Genomic DNA, 17,726 nt, shown 5'->3' on the forward strand with positions numbered 1-17,726 from the left:
CAATATTACAGAATCTTTGCTTTCGTATGAAATTTTTTATGCGTACTACTTTTTCTTAAATCTTATATTGCAAGCCCTTAAACGATTGAAATGCTTACGATAGGACTTATCAGAGAAGGAAAAACACCAGCCGATAACCGTGTGGCTCTCACCCCTGCCCAATGCAAGTGGGTTCATAAAAATACAAGCGATGTAAAGATCGTGGTGCAATCATCGCCCCAACGCTGTTTTACCGACAAAGAATACCGCTCAGCCGGTGTTGAAATAACCGAAGACATGACCCATTGTGATGTATTATTCGGTATTAAGGAAGTGCCCGTGGAAGAACTGATTCCCAACAAAACCTATCTCTTCTTTTCTCATACCAAAAAAGCACAGTTACATAACCAAAAACTGATGCGTGCCATGGTTGAAAAAAAAATCACTCTCATCGATTACGAATGTTTAACGCATGATGACGGACAACGCATCATCGGCTTTGGTTTTTTTGCAGGTATAGTGGGAGCTCACAATGGCATGATGGCTTTTGGCAAACGTACAGGAGCCTTTAAGTTGGGTCGTGTAGGTGATGTGCGAGATTACCGTCAACTCATTCATACTTATTTTGGATTGAAGCTTCCGAAGATAAAAATTGCTATAACCGGCAGCGGTCGAGTGGCACATGGCTTACTGGAAATTATGAACCTGTTGGGTGTAAATGAAGTGGAACCGTTCGATTATTTACATCGCCAATATGAATACCCGGTGTATGTACATTTGAAGGGTCGTGATCTGTACGAACGAAAAGATGATGGCACTTACAACCGTGATAACTTTCACGAACATCCCGAAGAATATAAATGCAGCTTTTCTCCTTTTGTTAAGCAAACAGATATACTGTTGAACGGTGTTTATTGGGATAAAAGTATTCCTTCTTTGTTTTCACTGGATGAGTTTCGTAATGCGTCGTTCAAGATTCAGACCATTGCTGATATAACTAATGACACTGGTGGTTCTATTCCCATCAATATCGGAGATTCAACGATTGCTGATCCTGTTTACGGAGTTGATAAAATTACGCTGCAGAAAACAGCACCATACTTACCCACTTCTGTTGATGTGATGGCTGTTGGCAATTTGCCCAATGAATTACCAAGAGATGCTTCCCGTTATTTTGGCGAACAACTCATTAAGTATGTATTGGAAGATCTGGTAAAAGGCGGCTCTACAATATTAAATCGTGCAACGATGTTGAAAGCAGGTGTATTAACAGATGAGTATGATTACCTGAAAGAATATGCGGGTGTGAAATAATGTACGATGTAAGATGTACGAAATACGCTACCACGTCAACAGTTGCAAACCCTGACGGCGGTTAAACGAATTTATAAATACAAATAGTAATCTTTCAACAAGTTTACAAATCCATTTGTATATTGATTGTTTTCATCTTTGATCGCAAGTTCTTCGACAGTCGGTTCTGTTTTCGTTCTGCTGAACCATAACATCGAACGAAAATAACCGTGCTTTACAGATTGCTTTACCTTCACATGAGTTTGAAGATGAAGATTGGTTGCTTTCGCTAAATCTATCATTCTTTCTGAACGTCCATAAGGAAGTAAAACTGCGAAGCTTCCATCGTCGGCTAAATTCAAATCAACTACTTGCACTAATTCATCCAGTTTCAATCCCTCATCGTGCATGGCGACGTTACGATTTGCAGCACCTGATTTTAAATCGCCTTCATAAAAAGGCGGATTGGAAATAATAAGATCATACTTCTTCGTAAAACTGAATTGTTTTACATCTGCATGAAACAACTGCAATCGTTCTTTCCAGGGTGAAACTTCAATATTTTCTTTCGCCTGATCGTACGATGGTTCATCAATTTCAATTCCATCGATCAATACATCAGACTTTTGTACAATCATCAACATCAGTAATCCTGTTCCTGCACCAATGTCTAACGCACTTTTCACTTTCAACTTTTCACTTTCAACTTTGCTTGCTACCCACGCTCCAAACAAACAACTATCAGTACTTACTTTCAACGCAGCCTTTTCCTGCTGAACAATAAATTGTTTGAATTGAAAATAATTATTAGGCATGAAGAAAGAGTGATGAGTAATGAACGATGAGTTAAGACTACCTGCTAAACACTTACAAACTACCACTCCGCTCTTGCACTCGGCTGCACACTTAGTGAAGCAAAATCATTTGCCAGGAATTTATGATAAGCTGTAATAGCAATCATACCTGCATTATCAGTGCAATATTCAATCGAAGGGATAAACGTTTTCCAATGATACTTCTCGCCCATTTCTGTAAATGCTTTTCGTAGACCACTGTTGGCACTAACGCCACCAGCTAAACAAATTTGTGTAATGCCTGTTTGCTTGGATGCTTTCTTCAGTTTGTTGAGCAAGATCGAAACAATGCGTTGCTGAACTGATGCACAAATGTCATTCAGGTTATCAGCAATGAATTGTTTTTGCTCGGCTTCGCTTTTCAAAAACTCTTCTTTATAAACAAGGCTTGCTCCTGCATTACGAAGGAAATAGAGAATAGAAGTTTTCAATCCACTGAAACTGAAGTTGAGTTCAGGTATTTGCGGTTCAGGAAATTTAAACCGATCAGGATTACCAAGCTGTGCATATTTATCGATCAATGGGCCGCCCGGATAAGGAAGTCCCAGTAACTTTGCTGTTTTATCAAATGCTTCGCCCGCTGCATCATCAATTGTTTCGCCAAGCACTTTCATTTTCGTAGCGCTTTCGCATAACACAATTTGAGTATGCCCGCCACTTACTGTTAAACATAGAAAGGGAAAAGAAGGTTTTTCTTTGGGAATTAAGTTCGCCAACACATGCGCCTGCATATGATGCACTGCAATCAACGGAATATCCAATGCAAGTGATAACGATTTTGCAAACTGTGCGCCAACTAATAAAGAACCGATCAATCCCGGTGCTTGTGTAAATGCAACAGCATTCAGTTCTGTTTTCTCTATTCCTGCTTTCTTCAACGCCTCATCAACAACGGGTACAATGTTCTGCATATGTGCCCGGCTAGCAAGCTCTGGCACCACTCCACCATATTGTTCATGTACAACCTGCGTAGCAATTATATTGGAAAGGATAACCCCGTCACGGCAAACAGAAGCCGATGTTTCGTCGCAGGAAGATTCGATAGCGAGAATATTGATCAAAACAGGAATGAAGAATTAGGAATTAAAAATCAGAAATGCAAAAGTACAGCAACTGCCCTTTGTCATTTCTCATTATTCATTTTTTATTTACTACGTATCGCTACTACAGGATCCATTTTTGCAGCAATAAATGCAGGAATAATCCCTGCCAGTATCCCTGTAAGAATACAAACTGCGACAGCACCCAGAAATAAACCAATAGAGATAAATACTTTGAATTTAAATACAGCTGAAAGAAGAAATGTCAATCCGAATACCAGCGCTAACCCAATGATACCGCCCAGCACACAAAGGAACGCACTCTCCATCAGGAACTCTGCAAGAATAGTTCTGCGTTTGGCGCCAATAGCTTTCTTCAAACCAATAATGCTGGTACGTTCACGAACAGTTACGAACATGATATTGGCTACACCAAAAATTCCGACAATAAACGAAAGGATCGTAATCGCAATACCGCCAATTGTCATCCCGTTAAATATAGAAGTGATTTGGGTAGCACCGCTGCTCACATCATTCAACGCAAAATTATCTTCCTGTTTGGGATTGAGTTTCCGTACGCTGCGCATTACACCACGCAATTCATTCTTCATATCTTCAGTCGGCACATTTTCTCTTCCTTTCACAATCATAAAACCATCGCTGCGGCTTTCATTACCAATCTGGCTTGCAAAGCGGTAAGGAATTATGATCACGTTATCAAAATCCCAACCGCCCAAGAGGTTTTGACCTTGCTTTTTTAAAATACCCACCACATTTACTTTCCTGCCTTTGATATCTACATTCTTTCCCAAAGCATATTCTGCTTTATCAAACAATTTTTCAGCAACATTATATCCCATCACCACACTTGCCGTACCGTATTCAAATTCATTGGAAGAAAGATAACGTCCCCATCCTATTTCAACCGGTTGTATGATGCTGAATTCATCGGTTACTCCGTACCAACTCACAGTGGGGAGCGATACATCTTTATAATCAATAGAAGAGGAGTTAAAATAAGTATAGGCCACATTAGACGCCAGGGACATCCGCTGTTTTACAGGGGCCATTTCTTTGAACTTTGCATTAGGCCGGTTTACATATTTCCACCAGGGATATTCACCACCACCGCCCCATGGCCATTTCTGTACATAAATGGTGTTATTACCAAACGACTTGAATTCGCTTTTAATACTGCTTTCAAGACTGCCCACCGTTGCCATTACACTGATGATGCAAAAAATACCAAACGTAATACCCAACAGGCTTAAAAAAGTCCGCAGTTTGTTCTTCCGTAACTCCTGAGTGGCAAACAGGAGGCTGTTCCAGAAAATTTCGAAGGTTTTACGCATACCCAAATTTATACTGATTTGTCGATGCACAAAGAAAATTGTTACAAATGGAAGCGCTTGGCGGCTTACCTTTGCGGGCTTAAAAAGGCCGATAGTTCATAGTTAATAGTCTTAAACGACCCTATTACCCATGAACTATGAACCATGAACTTCGACATGAAATTTACAAACGAAATCAATCGCCGCCGCACATTCGCCATCATCTCTCACCCGGATGCCGGTAAAACAACGCTTACAGAGAAGTTGCTCTTGTTTGGTGGCGCTATCCAGGTGGCGGGTGCCGTAAAAAGCAATAAGATTAAGAAACACGCAACGAGTGATTTTATGGAAATCGAACGGCAGCGTGGTATCTCAGTGGCTACATCGGTAATGACCTTTGAATACAACGGCATTCTCATTAATCTCTTAGATACTCCCGGTCACAAGGACTTTGCAGAAGATACTTATCGTACGCTTACAGCTGTTGACAGTGTTATTCTTGTGATCGATAGTGTGAATGGTGTGGAAGATCAAACCCGTCGTTTGATGGAAGTGTGTCGCATGCGTGATACTCCGGTGATCGTATTTATCAACAAAATGGATCGTGATGGAAAGAACCGTTTTGATCTGCTGGAAGAAGTGGAGAAAGAACTGAATCTTCATCTTCACCCCATGACATGGCCAATCAACAGCGGTAAAGAATTTAAGGGCGTGTACGATCTCGATAAAAAATCATTGGTTCTTTTTACGCCCAACACAAAAGCAAGTGATGAAGATGTGGTAGAGATCAAAGATCTGTCTGCAACTATACTTGATGAAAAAGTGGGCGAGATCGATGCGAAGACATTACGGGAAGATGTGGAGCTGGTAGATGGCGTATATGGTGACCTTGATACAGCACAATACCTGAAAGGAAAGGTAGCACCTGTTTTCTTTGGTAGTGCTGTAAACAACTTTGGTGTGAAGGAAATGCTTGATACGTTCATCCGTATTGCTCCATTACCACAAAGCCGTGAAACTTCTACACGTCATTTAGATGTGCAGGAAGATAAATTCAGCGGATTTATATTTAAGATCCACGCCAACCTTGATCCGAAACACAGAGATCGCATTGCATTTCTCCGTGTATGCAGTGGCAAATTTGAGCGTAACAAATATTTTCATCATGTACGGATGGATAAGGATGTGCGTTTCAGCAATCCTTATTCGTTCATGGCAAGGCAGAAAGATGTCATTGAAGAAGCTTTTCCGGGCGATGTAGTTGGTTTATTTGATACGGGTAACTTTAAAATTGGTGATACCCTAACTGAAGGAGAAAATTTTTACTTCACTGGTATTCCTTCGTTCTCTCCGGAATTATTTAAAGAAGTAGTGAATAAAGATCCGATGAAGACAAAGCAGCTGGAGAAAGGTTTGATGCAGTTGACAGATGAAGGTGTTGCACAGTTATTCACACAGTTTGGCGGCAATAAAAAGATCATTGGTTGTGTGGGCGAACTTCAGTTTGAAGTAATTCAATATCGTTTGCTGCAGGAATATGGTGCCAGTGCTGAGTTCAGGGCAATGCCTTACTACAAAGCCTGCTGGATCACCAGCAAGGATCAAAAAAAGCTGGATGATTTCACCCGTTTTAAAACAAACAATATTGCAGCGGATAAAGACGGGCATTTAGTATACCTGGCGCAGAGTGAATGGTTCTTAAATACAGAGCGGCAGAATAATCCAGATATTGAGTTTCACTTTACGAGTGAGATACATAAAGAGAATTAAGTTGGTCGGTACTGTTGAAAACCGTCAGACCATTTAAGTATAACTGATTTTCATTTTACGTCTGACAGCCTCATGGCCGTGCCGACGAAATAAAATACGATGATCCTCTTCGAATCAGAACGTTTATACGTGCAACCTTATACAAAGGATGATGCGGATATTTTCTTTGTATTGAATGGCGATGCGGAGATCATGCAGTATATCCGTGAGCCAAAAACGAAAGAACAAAGTGATGCGTTTCTCGAAGAGAACCTGAAATTTTATAACGATCATCCCGGGCTTGGACGATTTGCTGTGTTTACAAAAGATGATAACAGTTTTGCCGGCTCCTTCTCACTCCTGTCAATCGACAACAGCGAAAATATTCATCTTGGTTATGCATTGCTGAAACCTTTTCATGGACAAGGATTAGCAACAGAGTTGGTAAAGGCTTCGTTTGATTATGTATTCAGCACAATTCCAAATGGTAAAGTGCAGGCATTGACAGTTGCTGAAAATATCGGTTCACAAAAAGTATTGTTGAAATGCGGGTTTACGTTTATGACCACAATGGATCACGAGGGTGATGAAGTAATGGTGTATGAGTTGGCAAGAAACAAGGCACAAGATTCAAGTAACAAGGCTTAGAACTCACCGTTAAAGGAAATCCTAAATCAGCTATCTAAAATCAACCCTGCGGTTAAACCTTCCCTATCTTCTCCATCATCTTCTCCACTAACTTATAAGTAGCAGGGCAATACTCTACATTTTGTTTGTACACATGCACCCACTCTGTAAAATTCTTTTTGGTGTGATGAGGAAACGTAGCACAATCAACAGGACGTATCTCGTAAATAGAGCACTTGTTATCGGTTAAGTTGAGGAACTGGCAAGGTTGTTTTTTATTCATCATATCACCTGTGCTGCGTTCTTTGTACAACCACTTTGCAGTAAACTCTTCCGGTGTTTGATCGAAGTGAGCAGAGATGCGTTTAATATCCTGCTTGGTAAAAGTAGGCGTCATGGTTTTGCAGCAATTTGCACATGAAAGGCAATCTGTTTCAGCCCACACTTCCTTATCCATTTCCTTTGCTATTTTATCAACGCCTTTTGGCTTTACTGTTTCCAAACGGGTAAGAAAATAACGGAAACGGCGACGGTTAGTATTCATTAAACGTTTGAAGAAAGGAAGATGCATGGGTTTCGACGATTGCATACCAGAATTGATTAGTAAGCAGCGAATATAATGAGCAATTGGCAATTGACAATAAGCAAAGGAGGAATAGGCAATTGCCACAAGTTAATTGGCAATCGAAAATCTAAAATCAAAAACTTCTTACCTTCCAAACTTCAATCGTGTTAGTATTATGTGGGATCCGTATAAGAAAGGATTTAAAGCTTACCTGCAACTTGAACGTTCGCTGAGTGAAAACTCGGTGGAAGCTTACCTGCATGATGTGGAGATGCTTACGCAGTACCTGCAATCAACAAGTGATCTAAAGAACCCATCTGAACTTTTGTTGAAAGATCTGCAGCAGTTCATTAAATGGATCGCTGAGTTGGGTATGAGTCCGGGCAGCCAGGCAAGGATCATCTCCGGACTTCGGCAATTCTATAAATACTGTTTGCTGGAACAGATCAGCACAACCGACCCCACAGCTTTACTTGAAGCACCGAAGCTGAAACGAAGTTTACCCGATACATTGAGTTATGAAGAGATCGAAAGCATGATCAACAAGATCGATCTCAGCAAACCTGAAGGTGGCCGCAACAAAGCCATTCTTGAAACCATGTACAGTTGTGGTTTACGTGTAAGTGAAGTAGTGAATCTGAAACTTTCCAATCTTCATCTTGATGTAGGTTTCATTCGTGTGATTGGTAAAGGTGATAAAGAACGCCTGGTGCCGATTGGCAGCAGCGCTATTAAGTACATAACCATCTATGTAAATAATATACGTGTACACGTGCAGCCGAAAAAAGGAAAAGACGATTTTGTTTTTCTCAACAGGTATGGCAGTGAGTTAACTAGAGTCATGATCTTCCTCATCATAAAACAACTGGCAGCTCAGGCAGGTATTACAAAAAACATTTCACCACATACCTTCCGTCATTCATTTGCCACACACCTTGTAGAAGGCGGTGCCGATCTGCGTGCAGTGCAGGAAATGCTGGGACACGAAAGTATTACCACCACTGAAATTTATACTCATCTCGACAGGGAATATCTTCGCAAAACGTTGGAGAAATATCATCCAGGATTTGGCAAAAAATAATCAACCGTTCAAATCTGTTTCTTTGGATTCCTGATGTGTTGTAATTATATTTAGCAATATGATACAACGTATTTGCAGAATACTCATGCTACTCTCAATGTCTATCACAATTTGTGTTGCACAAAATCAACGTGCTGCAAATATGGAAGTGATTGCCTATTACTCAGGAGGTAGCGATGCCATCGACAAATACAAAGTTGAAGAACTCACACAGATCATTTTTTCATTCGGACATTTGAAAGGAAACCGTTTGCATATCAGCAATGCAAGAGACACAGGCAGAATTCAAAAACTGGTATCGTTGAAACAACGCAACCCAAAACTAAAAGTACTTTTATCACTTGGTGGCTGGGGAGGTTGTGCACCTTGTTCTGATGTTTTTTCAACTGTTGAAGGAAGAAACGAATTTGCATTATCCGTAAAACAATTATTAGAGTTTTTTAAAGCTGATGGAATTGATCTTGATTGGGAATACCCTGCTATTGAAGGTCATCCCGGTCATGCTTATAAAAAAGAAGATAAAGCCAATTTCACTTCGCTGGTGCAGGCACTACGAAATACACTAGGCAAAAAAGCAATTATCAGTTTTGCAGCGGGCGGTTTTGATAAATTTTTAGAGGAATCGATCGACTGGAAAGAAGTAATGCCCGTGATCAATTATGTAAACCTGATGAGTTACGATCTTGTAAGTGGTTTCAGTACAGTCACCGGTCATCATACGCCACTCTATTCAAATAACACACAGAAGCAATCAGCTGATAATGCCGTCAGGTATTTTGAATCTATCAATGTACCCTTGCAAAAAATAATTGTCGGTGCTGCATTTTATGCACGCACCTGGGAAAATGTGAAAGATGTAAACAATGGTTTGTATCAACACGGAAATTTTAAACATTTCATTTCATTCAGCCAGTTTAATCAACGTTTAAATAAAGACAGTGGCTTTGTGTATTACAGGGATAGCATTGCGAATGCTCCGTATGCTTACAATAAACGCACAAATACATTTGCAACATTTGACGATGAAGAATCTGTTGCGGGAAAAGTGAAGTATGTAAAACAAAAGAAGCTGGGCGGAATCATGTTCTGGGAGCTATCGCTTGACAAACCCGTAAACGGCTTGCTTAGTATTATCAATAAAGAGAAAAACAAGTAATACCAACCGTTAAACCGGGAAGAACATCATTAAACTTTTCACCTGCTGCCTTAAACGTTCAACAGCTGTTGAGCGATGCTTAAATTCAATACCGTGTATTTCAGTCATTAATTTTTCAAACTTTGTTGCAGAACTATACAAATGCTTCATAGAATAAAGCTTACTGTTTTGTAAGGTGAACGGAATAGATATATCCAACCTGTTAGCATAGTAACGGCTTCCCAGTTGAAACTGCATCCTGTAACTGTTGGCGATAGTTCCCGGTTCAAAGATGAGGATCATATCATGCAACCTGTCGAAGCGCCATTGCCTTTCGTAAAAAAGAAAATTAAATACTTGTAATTGAGAGGAAGGATGAATAAAAATGGCATCTCTGCCTGCTGCCTGCAGGGATGCCAAACTGATCACTTCTTCTCCTAACTTGTCTTGCAGCGCTTTTGAAATTTCAGCGGTATTGAATAACAACATATTTATCATTAAGGGATATCAGAAAATCTTACCGGTACTGCATTTCGCCTTCGCCATTTACTATGGCGGCTTCTGCTGTAGCATGATTGAAATGACCGAATCTTGTTTCAATGTCTTTCATGGCCAGGATCATTTCTTTCGACAGCTGTTCACGTTCATCAAGTTTGTGTTGTAATAATTCAATTTGTAAAGAGAGTTCATCTCTTTCCCGAATGAATTCAGCGATTGTCTGTTCTTTTTCGTGTACTTGCTTATCTAATAGCCTAAGCGATGATTCAAACGCCTGTGATCTTTCTTTCCATTCTGTTTCCTTTTGCTCAAGTGAAGAGTGTACCGACCGGAATTGTTCTTCCAGGTCCTGCTTCTCCTTTGCTATTTGTTGTAGTTCTAAAATATCTTCTTCAACCATTCTCTTTTCCTGTTGCAGCCTGGTAATATTTTCATTTAACCGTTCATTGCTTGCAAGCAATTGTTCATACGAATAGGTATCACGAAGAATAGCAGTTAAATGATCTCTGAATTCCTCTACTTTTTCGGCTACCTGTGTTGCATGTATGCGGGTGGCAGTAATACCAGCCTTTTGCACAAGAATATCTTCACTTATATTTTTTGTTCCTTCAACGGCATTTAACTGTTGTTTCAAGCGTTCTATTTCATCTTCCAATGACTTTTCCCGTTCGGTTGTTTTAGCAAGCAACACCTGTTGCTGTAATTGTTCAACCTGCAATCTTGCTTCCGACAGTTCAATACCAAACTGCTTTTTTAGTTTTTCAGCTTCAGCCAGTTGTTCCTGCAGTTGTTCTTCAAACTTTATTTTATCGTGGTTAAACTGCTCCACCATCAACTCCTTTGAGCTGTGGTTCTCCCTTAATTGCTCGTAAGCTTCGTTTACATGAAGTTTTTCCTGCTCGGTATTACGTAATTGTTGTTCAAGTTCAAGTAAGCTACGCTCCTGCCTTGCAATTTTATCCTGAAGATTTTGTAATATTTGTTGGCCTGCTTCTGTTTCAACATCGTCTCCTTCAACGACATTGCCTTGCCGAAGCTGCTCAATATGAGTTAACGCTTTTGCGTACTGCACCTGCAGTTCCATATGTCTTTTTTCTGCTGCTTTCAATTCATCCTGCAACATCAATTCTGCCTCTTCTTTGCGTAATATTTCTGAACTAAATTTATTCTGCAATGTTTCTAATTCAAGCTGCAACTCCTCTGTTTCGTTTGAACCTGACTTTAAACTGTATTTATCGAACAATAGTTTCGACACATAACCAGTTGCCAATGCCAGAAGGATTGTTAAAAATAATTCAGGTGTGTTTAAGGAATAGATTGTTCCGGGTATCACATAAAAATTCATAATAAATTCTCCTTTATGTAAGTTTCATTGCTACAGATCATTTCAGGGGTAAACCGTTCAACAAAAAGGATTTGCGGGAATTATTCTCTAAAAAGCAAATATCAAACCAAACTTATTTTTTGTGGAAAAGAAAAAAGGCCGCTAAAGCGGCCCGTTTTATAAGTGTTCTTTCGTTGCTGTTTATTGAATTACAATTTTACTGCTATGAAGAAGTTTCTTTTGTTCATCTGTCACCTGAACAATGTATATACCCGGCAGAGTTCTGCCGTTTAAATGTATTTGCTCTGTTTCACCTCTTCCGCTGATCTGTTTTTGAAAACTGTAAAACAGTTGACCCGTAGCACTCAACAATCGTAGTTGATAAAGACCAGGTTTTACATTGGGGAATGAAACATTGATGGTACCTGATGCGGCAACAGGATTTGGATAAATTTTTACTTTAGAAGGAAGCAAGTTGTCAAGAATAGAGAATTTGCTACGTGTTATTATTGACATCATACCGGTCATCCCACCCATTCTTCTGGTTTGATATCCAACAACGATCACATCACCTAACAAACCTGTTGCACCTGGTTTCATTTTCACAACAACATCATTCGTCCTATTCAACGCACTGCCTTTTATTTCTTTCATTTCATAACCAATGCTGCTGTATTGCAACACCGCTTTTTTGGAAGGGAGATGAATTGTATAATTTCCATTTGCATCTGTAACAACTCCCTGGTTTGTTCCTCTGATCATGATAGAAACACCTGCCAGCGGTTCCTTTGTTATTTCATCAACTACACTTCCTCGTACAAATAAACTTTTTTGCTGCCATGATGGGCTATACCCCCCAAGTACAATAACCTGATCGCTCCCTATCACAGAAGTTGGTTTACAAATTTGGTTTGTGCTTTGTTTTGAAACCTGTTTTTGTAAATGTTCTTTAAACTGCCCCTTAGCTTTTGTTGCTAACAAAAATGCAGGCAACAACAAACCCGCTGCGTATTTCAAAAAAGCGGAAGCTGGTTTTAATTCTATTTGTTGGATTTGTCTGCCTAATTGATCATCTGTAAAACGACCACAAGCACTTCCGTTGTAGTTGTTAAAGAAGGAAATGATCTCTTCATCTGTTTGCGTTGTAAAATCCACCACATTCTTTTGACAGGAAGAACAGAACCGTCCCTGTTCAACCGGCGTCATCCTGTTCCAATCTTCATGACAGGGACCGGCAATGCTTAGGTATAATTTTTCGCTCATAGCAGTTTAGTTTGAAGTTGAAGAATTGGTTTATTGTTAGGGTCGGGCCGCTCAAAGCGGCCTGACCCGGTGATGCATTTAATCGATCACTACACTTTCATCACGCTTGGTATGTTTCTTTACCAGTGATTGTACATTCTGTACAAGCTTGATAAACTCAGTACGGTAGCCTTCTTTATCAGTACCAATTGCAGCATTTGCCTGGCGGATCACTTTATCATAGGTTGCATTGCCTTTAAATTCAGAGTTGCGCAGCAGCATACCAAACTGCGCAACAGCAGTGGCAAACCGGAAGTTTTCTGATGTTTTTTCAAATGGTATTTTTTCATCGAGCAAAGGATGAACGATGAGTTTACTTTCATTTCCATCAGGTTCTTTATAGCGGAACTTAATGGTCATGATCTCATTCTTCAAACCACTCTTTTTATTCTTTAAAGGTTGTTGGTATTTCAATTCATCCACATCTTCAATAAAATCACTTTCAACACCAACCGGAATAATTTCATACAAAGCCGTAACAGTATGACCACTTCCTAATTCACCTGCATCTTTTTTATCGTTGTTGAAATCTTCTTTGTTGAGTAAACGGTTTTCGTAACCAACCAAGCGATATGCCTGCACCAATGCCGGATTAAATTCAACCTGCAGTTTTACATCTTTTGCAATGGTGAACATGGTGCCGCCAAATTCATTCACCAATACTTTCTTTGCTTCATTCATTCCATCGATGTAAGCATGATTGCCATTGCCTTTATTGGCCAGCTTCTGCATTTTATTGTCTTTGTAATTACCCATGCCATAACCAAGCACCGTTAAAAACACACCGCTCTTTCGTTCTTCTTCAATCAAGCGTTCCATGGCATCATCGCTGCTCATACCCACATTAAAATCGCCATCGGTGCAAAGGATCACACGGTTGTTGCCGCCTTTTTTGATTTGTTCTTTCGCCACATTGTAAGCAAGTTTAATACCTGCGCCACCTGCAGTAGAACCACCAGCTTCCAATTTATCAATGGCAGCCATAATTTTTTCTTTATTCATTCCGCTTGTTGATGGCAATACCAAACCTGCAGCACCTGCATACACTACTATTGCCACATGATCCTGTTCACGCAACTGATCGACCAATAATTTCAACGAAGCTTTTACAAGTGGCAACCTGTTTTCACCACTCATTGATCCGCTTACATCAATCAGAAAAACAAGATTTGATGGAGGAAGATTTGTTGTAGCAATTTCTTTTCCCTGCAAACCAACCATCACCAGTTTATGATCTTTGTTCCATGGGCATACACTCATTTCAGTATTGATACTGAAGGGATCGTTACCTGTTGGCTGCGGATATTTATACTTGAAATAATTGATGAACTCTTCAACACGCACCGCACCTTCAACAGGCATTTGTCCGTAATTGATCATTCGACGAACATTGCTGTATGAAGCACCATCCACATCAATAGAGAAAGTAGAAAGCGGCTCATCTGTTACCTTACGAAAACGGTTTTCCGTAATGCCATCATAGTCTTCTGTATTGAAAGCTTCATCGCTATGAACAGATACCCCGGCTACTCTTCCCTGGATCGCATTGGAAGGGAGACTATAACCATATATTGCTGAAGGTGCATTCTGAGTTACCATCTTTTTCTTTTGTGTTCCATAACCAATCACCACCACTTCTTCCAGTTTTTGTATTGATGGTTTTAATTTAACACTTACAGTCTGCTGGTTATTCAATTTCACTTCCTCTGTTTCGTAGCCAACATACTGAAACAAGAGTGTGCTTTTTGCCGATGCCACTTTTATACTGAAACTTCCGTTGGCATCAGTAGCGGTTCCATTCTTTTGTCCTTTCTCTGTAACTGCAACACCAGCTAATGCAGCACCGGTGTCGTCTGTTACTTTACCGGTAACAAGTACAGGTTCATAAAATGCAGTGCTGAACATAGCAGCAATAAAAACGAGTGTGGTGAATATGTAACGCATAAGTTAAGATTTGGAAATAGGATGCAACCATTTTTAGAATTACACAACAACTCCAAAAAATATTTTTACCTAACTTCCCGCCTCAACCTGTTTGGCTTGGCATTTATAAAGGCAAAAGATGAAACCACATTAACTGACGCAGAGCTGGTACAACTGTACCGGACGAATGCTGATTTGAATGTGCTCAGTAATCTCTACCAGCGATATATGGACCTGATCTATGGTATTTGCCTCAAGTATCTGAAAGACCCGGAAGCGGCCAAAGATGCAGTGATCAACATATATGAAGAGCTGATTGCCAAACTGAAGCAGCATGAAGTGAGTAATTTTAAAAGCTGGTTATACACGCTCAGCCGCAACCATTGCCTCATGCAACTGCGCAAAGAAAAAGGTCATCACACGGTAGAAATTCCTGAAACGTTTATGCAAAGCGGCGAATTAATGCATCCAGAAGCCGTAGAGCAAAAGGAAGAACAGCTCACCAGCATGGAAAAATGCCTTGAGCAACTGCCGGCAGAACAAAAAACCTGTGTTTCTTTGTTTTACCTGCAAGGGAAATGTTATAACGAGATAACCGAGCAAACCGGCATTGAATGGAATAAAGTGAGAAGTTATATACAGAATGGGCGAAGAAATTTGAAACTTTGTATGGAGAAAAATGCAGCCGATACTATTTAATCAGCAGTAAAAAGTAAAAGATCAACTACAACGCACACGATATTGAACGCTACCTCAACAGGCAAATGAATGCTGCAGAAATGCACGCCTTTGAACGGGCCATGATGGATGATCCTATGCTGGCAGATGCAGTGGATGGTTATCAACCTGTACTTGGCAAAAGGGATATTGATGCTGATATTGCTGAGTTAAAAACAAAACTCAATCCTAAAAAAGAAAACGGGAAAGTGATCACCGGTTTCTTCCGTCCGTGGATGAGCGTGGCTGCAGGTGTTGTTATTGTGTTGACAACTGTATTGTTTTATCGAAATCAAAATCAAGCCCCAACTTCTGAAACAGTTGCTATAAAAGAACAAAAAACGGAAGACACCGTACCTGTGATAAAAGAAACGGTTGTTGATTCAACTACAGTTGCAATCAATGAATCCAAACCTATACAAGAAATTGCCACTACTCCAAAAGTTTTACCACTGAAGAAAAGAACGTCAACAAAAGACAATGTTGCTTTAGCAGAAGAACGAAGTGATGTTGCAATAACAGAGCCCGCAGCCGCTCCGCCGGTTTTAAGTGAAGTTGTTATTGCGCCAAGTTCTCCGAAACCTGCAGCTGCGCTTGAAAAAAAACAGCAGACTTTTGATTATGCAACCAATGAAACGAAAGCAAAAACAAAATTACCAACGCTCAATAAGTTTACCGGTGTAGTAGTTGATGAAAATAACAATCCCCTGCCCTTTGCAAATATTACAGAAGTAAAAAGCCGTGTTGGAACCTATGCTGATGCAAAGGGTAATTTCACTATGATAGCTGCCGATTCTGTTATATCCATTGAAACAAGATCGGTAGGTTACAGTAATGCAAATGTGTTGCTGCGCAATAACCAGCAACAAAAAATTGTATTGAAAGATGAAGCAGTTACAGCAGGCGCTCCTACCCGTGATCAATTGTTTGAACGCAGTCGCAACCGCAATTCGATCATGAAAGAAGAAGTAACAGAGATGGAAAGTGAACCAGCTGATGGATGGGACAAATATTCAACCTATGTACTCAATAATCTCCGCACGCCCGATATCAATGATAAGCGCAGGTTCAGCGAAACCCAATTACAAAAGGAAGTGGAGCTGTCATTTGATGTAAATCCTGATGGCAGTATTGCCAATGTAAAAGTGGAACGTTCCAACTGCAGCACCTGCAACACCGAGGCCATCCGCCTTATCAAAGAAGGGCCGAAATGGAAATCAAAAACAGGTAAGAAAGAACGGGCACGGTTTACCGTTCAATTTTGATTTTCGGCAATTTATCAATACTTCTTCCGGCTTTCGTGCAACTCCCTACCTTTGCGTCCTAAATATTATTGTTATATGAAATGAGCCATATATTTTTTTAATGAATAAATCTCATGGCGAATAACATGTGACCAAAACACAATAAAAAATTACACATGAAAAAGTTACTTCTCGTTGCCTTTTGTATGGGCGCACTTGTAATGGCAGAAGCACAGCAATTAAGAACACCACAACCTTCCACAACACAAACAGTTAAACAGGAACTCGGTTTGGGAACAGTTGAGCTATCCTATAGCCGTCCGAACATGAAAGGACGTAAAATTTTCGGCGATCTTGTTCCTTTTGATAAAGTATGGCGCACAGGGGCCAATAATGCCACAACCCTAACCTTTACTGATGAAGTAATCATTGGCGGCACAAAAGTTCCTGCCGGCAAATACGGTTTATTATCGATCCCTTCTGCAAACGAATGGACCATCATCATCACAAAACAAACTGATGTTACTTCACCGTCTGCTTACAAGCAGGATATGGATGTAGTGCGAGTAAAAGCGAAACCAATGCAACTCCCATGGAGCTTTGAAACATTTGGTATTTCGTTTGAAAACATCAAAGACAATGGTTGCGAATTAATGATGGCATGGGATAAAACATTAGTGTCTTTCCCAATCACAACTGATGTTGATGGCAAAGTAATGAAACAGATCGAAACCATTATGAAATCGGATAGTCGCCCATATTTTGCTGCCGCTTCTTATTATGCAAACAATGGCAAAGACCTGAACCAGGCAATTGTTTGGTTCGATAAAGCGATTGAGCAAAATCCAAAAGCATTCTGGGTTTATTACCAAAAAGCAAGCACATTAGCTAAGCTTGGTAAAAAAGCTGAAGCGATTGCTGTTTCAAACAAGTCGATTGAATTGGCGAAAGAAGCAAAGAATGATGATTATGTAGCTTTGAATGAAAAGCTTCAAAAAGATATGAAATAAGGTTTCTTCTTCTAAACAAAAAAACCTCACAGCATTCTGTGAGGTTTTTTTATG

At 40.0% G+C, this 17,726-nt stretch carries 16 protein-coding genes; 8 read left to right on the forward strand and 8 right to left on the reverse strand.

From position 1 onward, the window contains the following. Window positions 1-90: 90 nt before the first annotated feature. Window positions 91-1,293 carry an NAD(P)-dependent oxidoreductase gene (locus tag WG954_RS18380; protein WP_340438294.1) on the forward strand — a complete coding sequence of 401 codons (1,203 nt, stop codon included), beginning with the start codon at window positions 91-93 and terminating at the stop codon, window positions 1,291-1,293. A gap of 71 nt (window positions 1,294-1,364) precedes the next feature. On the opposite strand, the gene WG954_RS18385 is transcribed toward WG954_RS18380, so the two are convergent. The 3 genes from WG954_RS18385 to WG954_RS18395 form a co-directional block, all read right to left on the reverse strand. Continuing rightward, window positions 1,365-2,087 carry a tRNA1(Val) (adenine(37)-N6)-methyltransferase gene (locus WG954_RS18385; protein WP_340438295.1) on the reverse strand — a complete coding sequence of 241 codons (723 nt, stop codon included), beginning with the start codon at window positions 2,085-2,087 and terminating at the stop codon, window positions 1,365-1,367. Window positions 2,088-2,146: 59 nt separating this feature from the next. Beyond that, on the reverse strand, window positions 2,147-3,187 hold the full coding sequence (tsaD, locus tag WG954_RS18390) for a tRNA (adenosine(37)-N6)-threonylcarbamoyltransferase complex transferase subunit TsaD (RefSeq protein ID WP_340438296.1): 1,041 nt from the start codon (window positions 3,185-3,187) through the stop codon (window positions 2,147-2,149). A gap of 83 nt (window positions 3,188-3,270) precedes the next feature. After that, window positions 3,271-4,518, reverse strand: a complete 1,248-nt coding sequence (locus tag WG954_RS18395) for an ABC transporter permease (RefSeq protein WP_340438298.1) — start codon at window positions 4,516-4,518, stop codon at window positions 3,271-3,273. 156 nt (window positions 4,519-4,674) lie between these two features. Here WG954_RS18395 and WG954_RS18400 point away from each other — a divergent pair, with 156 nt between their 5' ends. Together WG954_RS18400 and WG954_RS18405 are read left to right on the forward strand one after the other, a co-directional pair. Beyond that, window positions 4,675-6,267 carry a peptide chain release factor 3 gene (locus WG954_RS18400; RefSeq protein ID WP_340438299.1) on the forward strand — a complete coding sequence of 531 codons (1,593 nt, stop codon included), beginning with the start codon at window positions 4,675-4,677 and terminating at the stop codon, window positions 6,265-6,267. 99 nt (window positions 6,268-6,366) lie between these two features. Further along, window positions 6,367-6,894 (forward strand): GNAT family N-acetyltransferase, encoded by a 528-nt coding sequence (locus WG954_RS18405; RefSeq protein ID WP_340438300.1) that lies wholly within the window; start codon window positions 6,367-6,369, stop codon window positions 6,892-6,894. Between the two features lie 52 nt (window positions 6,895-6,946). Here the strand turns inward: WG954_RS18405 and WG954_RS18410 are convergent, their stop codons facing one another. Continuing rightward, window positions 6,947-7,462: a YkgJ family cysteine cluster protein gene (locus tag WG954_RS18410; protein ID WP_340438301.1), complete on the reverse strand. Its 516-nt coding sequence runs from the start codon at window positions 7,460-7,462 to the stop codon at window positions 6,947-6,949. A 151-nt stretch (window positions 7,463-7,613) separates the two neighbouring features. On the opposite strand from WG954_RS18410, the gene xerD reads away from it, so the two are divergent. Both xerD and WG954_RS18420 read left to right on the forward strand, forming a co-directional pair. Next, window positions 7,614-8,519, forward strand: a complete 906-nt coding sequence (gene xerD, locus WG954_RS18415) for a site-specific tyrosine recombinase XerD (RefSeq protein WP_340438302.1) — start codon at window positions 7,614-7,616, stop codon at window positions 8,517-8,519. Between the two features lie 97 nt (window positions 8,520-8,616). Next, complete coding sequence (locus WG954_RS18420) at window positions 8,617-9,675, forward strand: glycoside hydrolase family 18 protein (RefSeq protein WP_340438303.1); 1,059 nt, start codon at window positions 8,617-8,619, stop codon at window positions 9,673-9,675. Window positions 9,676-9,684: 9 nt separating this feature from the next. On the opposite strand, the gene WG954_RS18425 is transcribed toward WG954_RS18420, so the two are convergent. The 4 genes from WG954_RS18425 to WG954_RS18440 all read right to left on the reverse strand — a co-directional run bounded on the left by WG954_RS18425 (window position 9,685) and on the right by WG954_RS18440 (window position 14,722). Then, window positions 9,685-10,143, reverse strand: a complete 459-nt coding sequence (locus tag WG954_RS18425) for an NADH-quinone oxidoreductase subunit C (protein ID WP_340438304.1) — start codon at window positions 10,141-10,143, stop codon at window positions 9,685-9,687. Window positions 10,144-10,171: 28 nt separating this feature from the next. Next, on the reverse strand, window positions 10,172-11,497 hold the full coding sequence (locus WG954_RS18430; protein ID WP_340438305.1) for a coiled-coil domain-containing protein: 1,326 nt from the start codon (window positions 11,495-11,497) through the stop codon (window positions 10,172-10,174). A 180-nt stretch (window positions 11,498-11,677) separates the two neighbouring features. Further along, window positions 11,678-12,739, reverse strand: a complete 1,062-nt coding sequence (locus WG954_RS18435) for a carboxypeptidase-like regulatory domain-containing protein (protein ID WP_340438306.1) — start codon at window positions 12,737-12,739, stop codon at window positions 11,678-11,680. 78 nt (window positions 12,740-12,817) lie between these two features. Next, window positions 12,818-14,722, reverse strand: coding sequence for a vWA domain-containing protein (locus WG954_RS18440; protein WP_340438307.1), 1,905 nt, complete (start codon window positions 14,720-14,722; stop codon window positions 12,818-12,820). A 96-nt stretch (window positions 14,723-14,818) separates the two neighbouring features. Here WG954_RS18440 and WG954_RS18445 point away from each other — a divergent pair, with 96 nt between their 5' ends. The 3 genes from WG954_RS18445 to WG954_RS18455 all read left to right on the forward strand — a co-directional run bounded on the left by WG954_RS18445 (window position 14,819) and on the right by WG954_RS18455 (window position 17,672). Then, a complete protein-coding gene (locus WG954_RS18445) occupies window positions 14,819-15,400 on the forward strand; it encodes an RNA polymerase sigma factor (RefSeq protein WP_340438308.1) in 582 nt (193 codons plus the stop codon). 65 nt (window positions 15,401-15,465) lie between these two features. Beyond that, a complete protein-coding gene (locus WG954_RS18450; RefSeq protein ID WP_340438309.1) occupies window positions 15,466-16,683 on the forward strand; it encodes a carboxypeptidase-like regulatory domain-containing protein in 1,218 nt (405 codons plus the stop codon). A gap of 155 nt (window positions 16,684-16,838) precedes the next feature. Further along, a complete protein-coding gene (locus WG954_RS18455) occupies window positions 16,839-17,672 on the forward strand; it encodes a DUF2911 domain-containing protein (protein ID WP_340438310.1) in 834 nt (277 codons plus the stop codon). Window positions 17,673-17,726 lie beyond the last annotated feature (54 nt).

Origin of the sequence: Lacibacter sp. H375, assembly GCF_037892425.1 — a bacterium.
Lineage (GTDB): Bacteria > Bacteroidota > Bacteroidia > Chitinophagales > Chitinophagaceae > Lacibacter.

Bases quoted from the DNA above. Each gene is read 5' to 3' on its own strand.
- WG954_RS18420 (WP_340438303.1), top strand. From the start codon at position 8,617: ATGTCTATCACAATTTGTGTTGCACAAAATCAACGTGCTGCAAATATG.
- WG954_RS18395 (WP_340438298.1), bottom strand. From the start codon at position 4,518: ATGCGTAAAACCTTCGAAATTTTCTGGAACAGCCTCCTGTTTGCCACT.
- WG954_RS18430 (WP_340438305.1), bottom strand. From the start codon at position 11,497: ATGAATTTTTATGTGATACCCGGAACAATCTATTCCTTAAACACACCT.
- WG954_RS18435 (WP_340438306.1), bottom strand. From the start codon at position 12,739: ATGAGCGAAAAATTATACCTAAGCATTGCCGGTCCCTGTCATGAAGAT.
- WG954_RS18405 (WP_340438300.1), top strand. From the start codon at position 6,367: ATGATCCTCTTCGAATCAGAACGTTTATACGTGCAACCTTATACAAAG.
- WG954_RS18450 (WP_340438309.1), top strand. From the start codon at position 15,466: ATGAATGCTGCAGAAATGCACGCCTTTGAACGGGCCATGATGGATGAT.
- WG954_RS18440 (WP_340438307.1), bottom strand. From the start codon at position 14,722: ATGCGTTACATATTCACCACACTCGTTTTTATTGCTGCTATGTTCAGC.
- WG954_RS18425 (WP_340438304.1), bottom strand. From the start codon at position 10,143: ATGTTGTTATTCAATACCGCTGAAATTTCAAAAGCGCTGCAAGACAAG.
- WG954_RS18385 (WP_340438295.1), bottom strand. From the start codon at position 2,087: ATGCCTAATAATTATTTTCAATTCAAACAATTTATTGTTCAGCAGGAA.
- xerD (WP_340438302.1), top strand. From the start codon at position 7,614: ATGTGGGATCCGTATAAGAAAGGATTTAAAGCTTACCTGCAACTTGAA.
- WG954_RS18400 (WP_340438299.1), top strand. From the start codon at position 4,675: ATGAAATTTACAAACGAAATCAATCGCCGCCGCACATTCGCCATCATC.
- WG954_RS18455 (WP_340438310.1), top strand. From the start codon at position 16,839: ATGAAAAAGTTACTTCTCGTTGCCTTTTGTATGGGCGCACTTGTAATG.
- WG954_RS18410 (WP_340438301.1), bottom strand. From the start codon at position 7,462: ATGCAATCGTCGAAACCCATGCATCTTCCTTTCTTCAAACGTTTAATG.
- WG954_RS18380 (WP_340438294.1), top strand. From the start codon at position 91: ATGCTTACGATAGGACTTATCAGAGAAGGAAAAACACCAGCCGATAAC.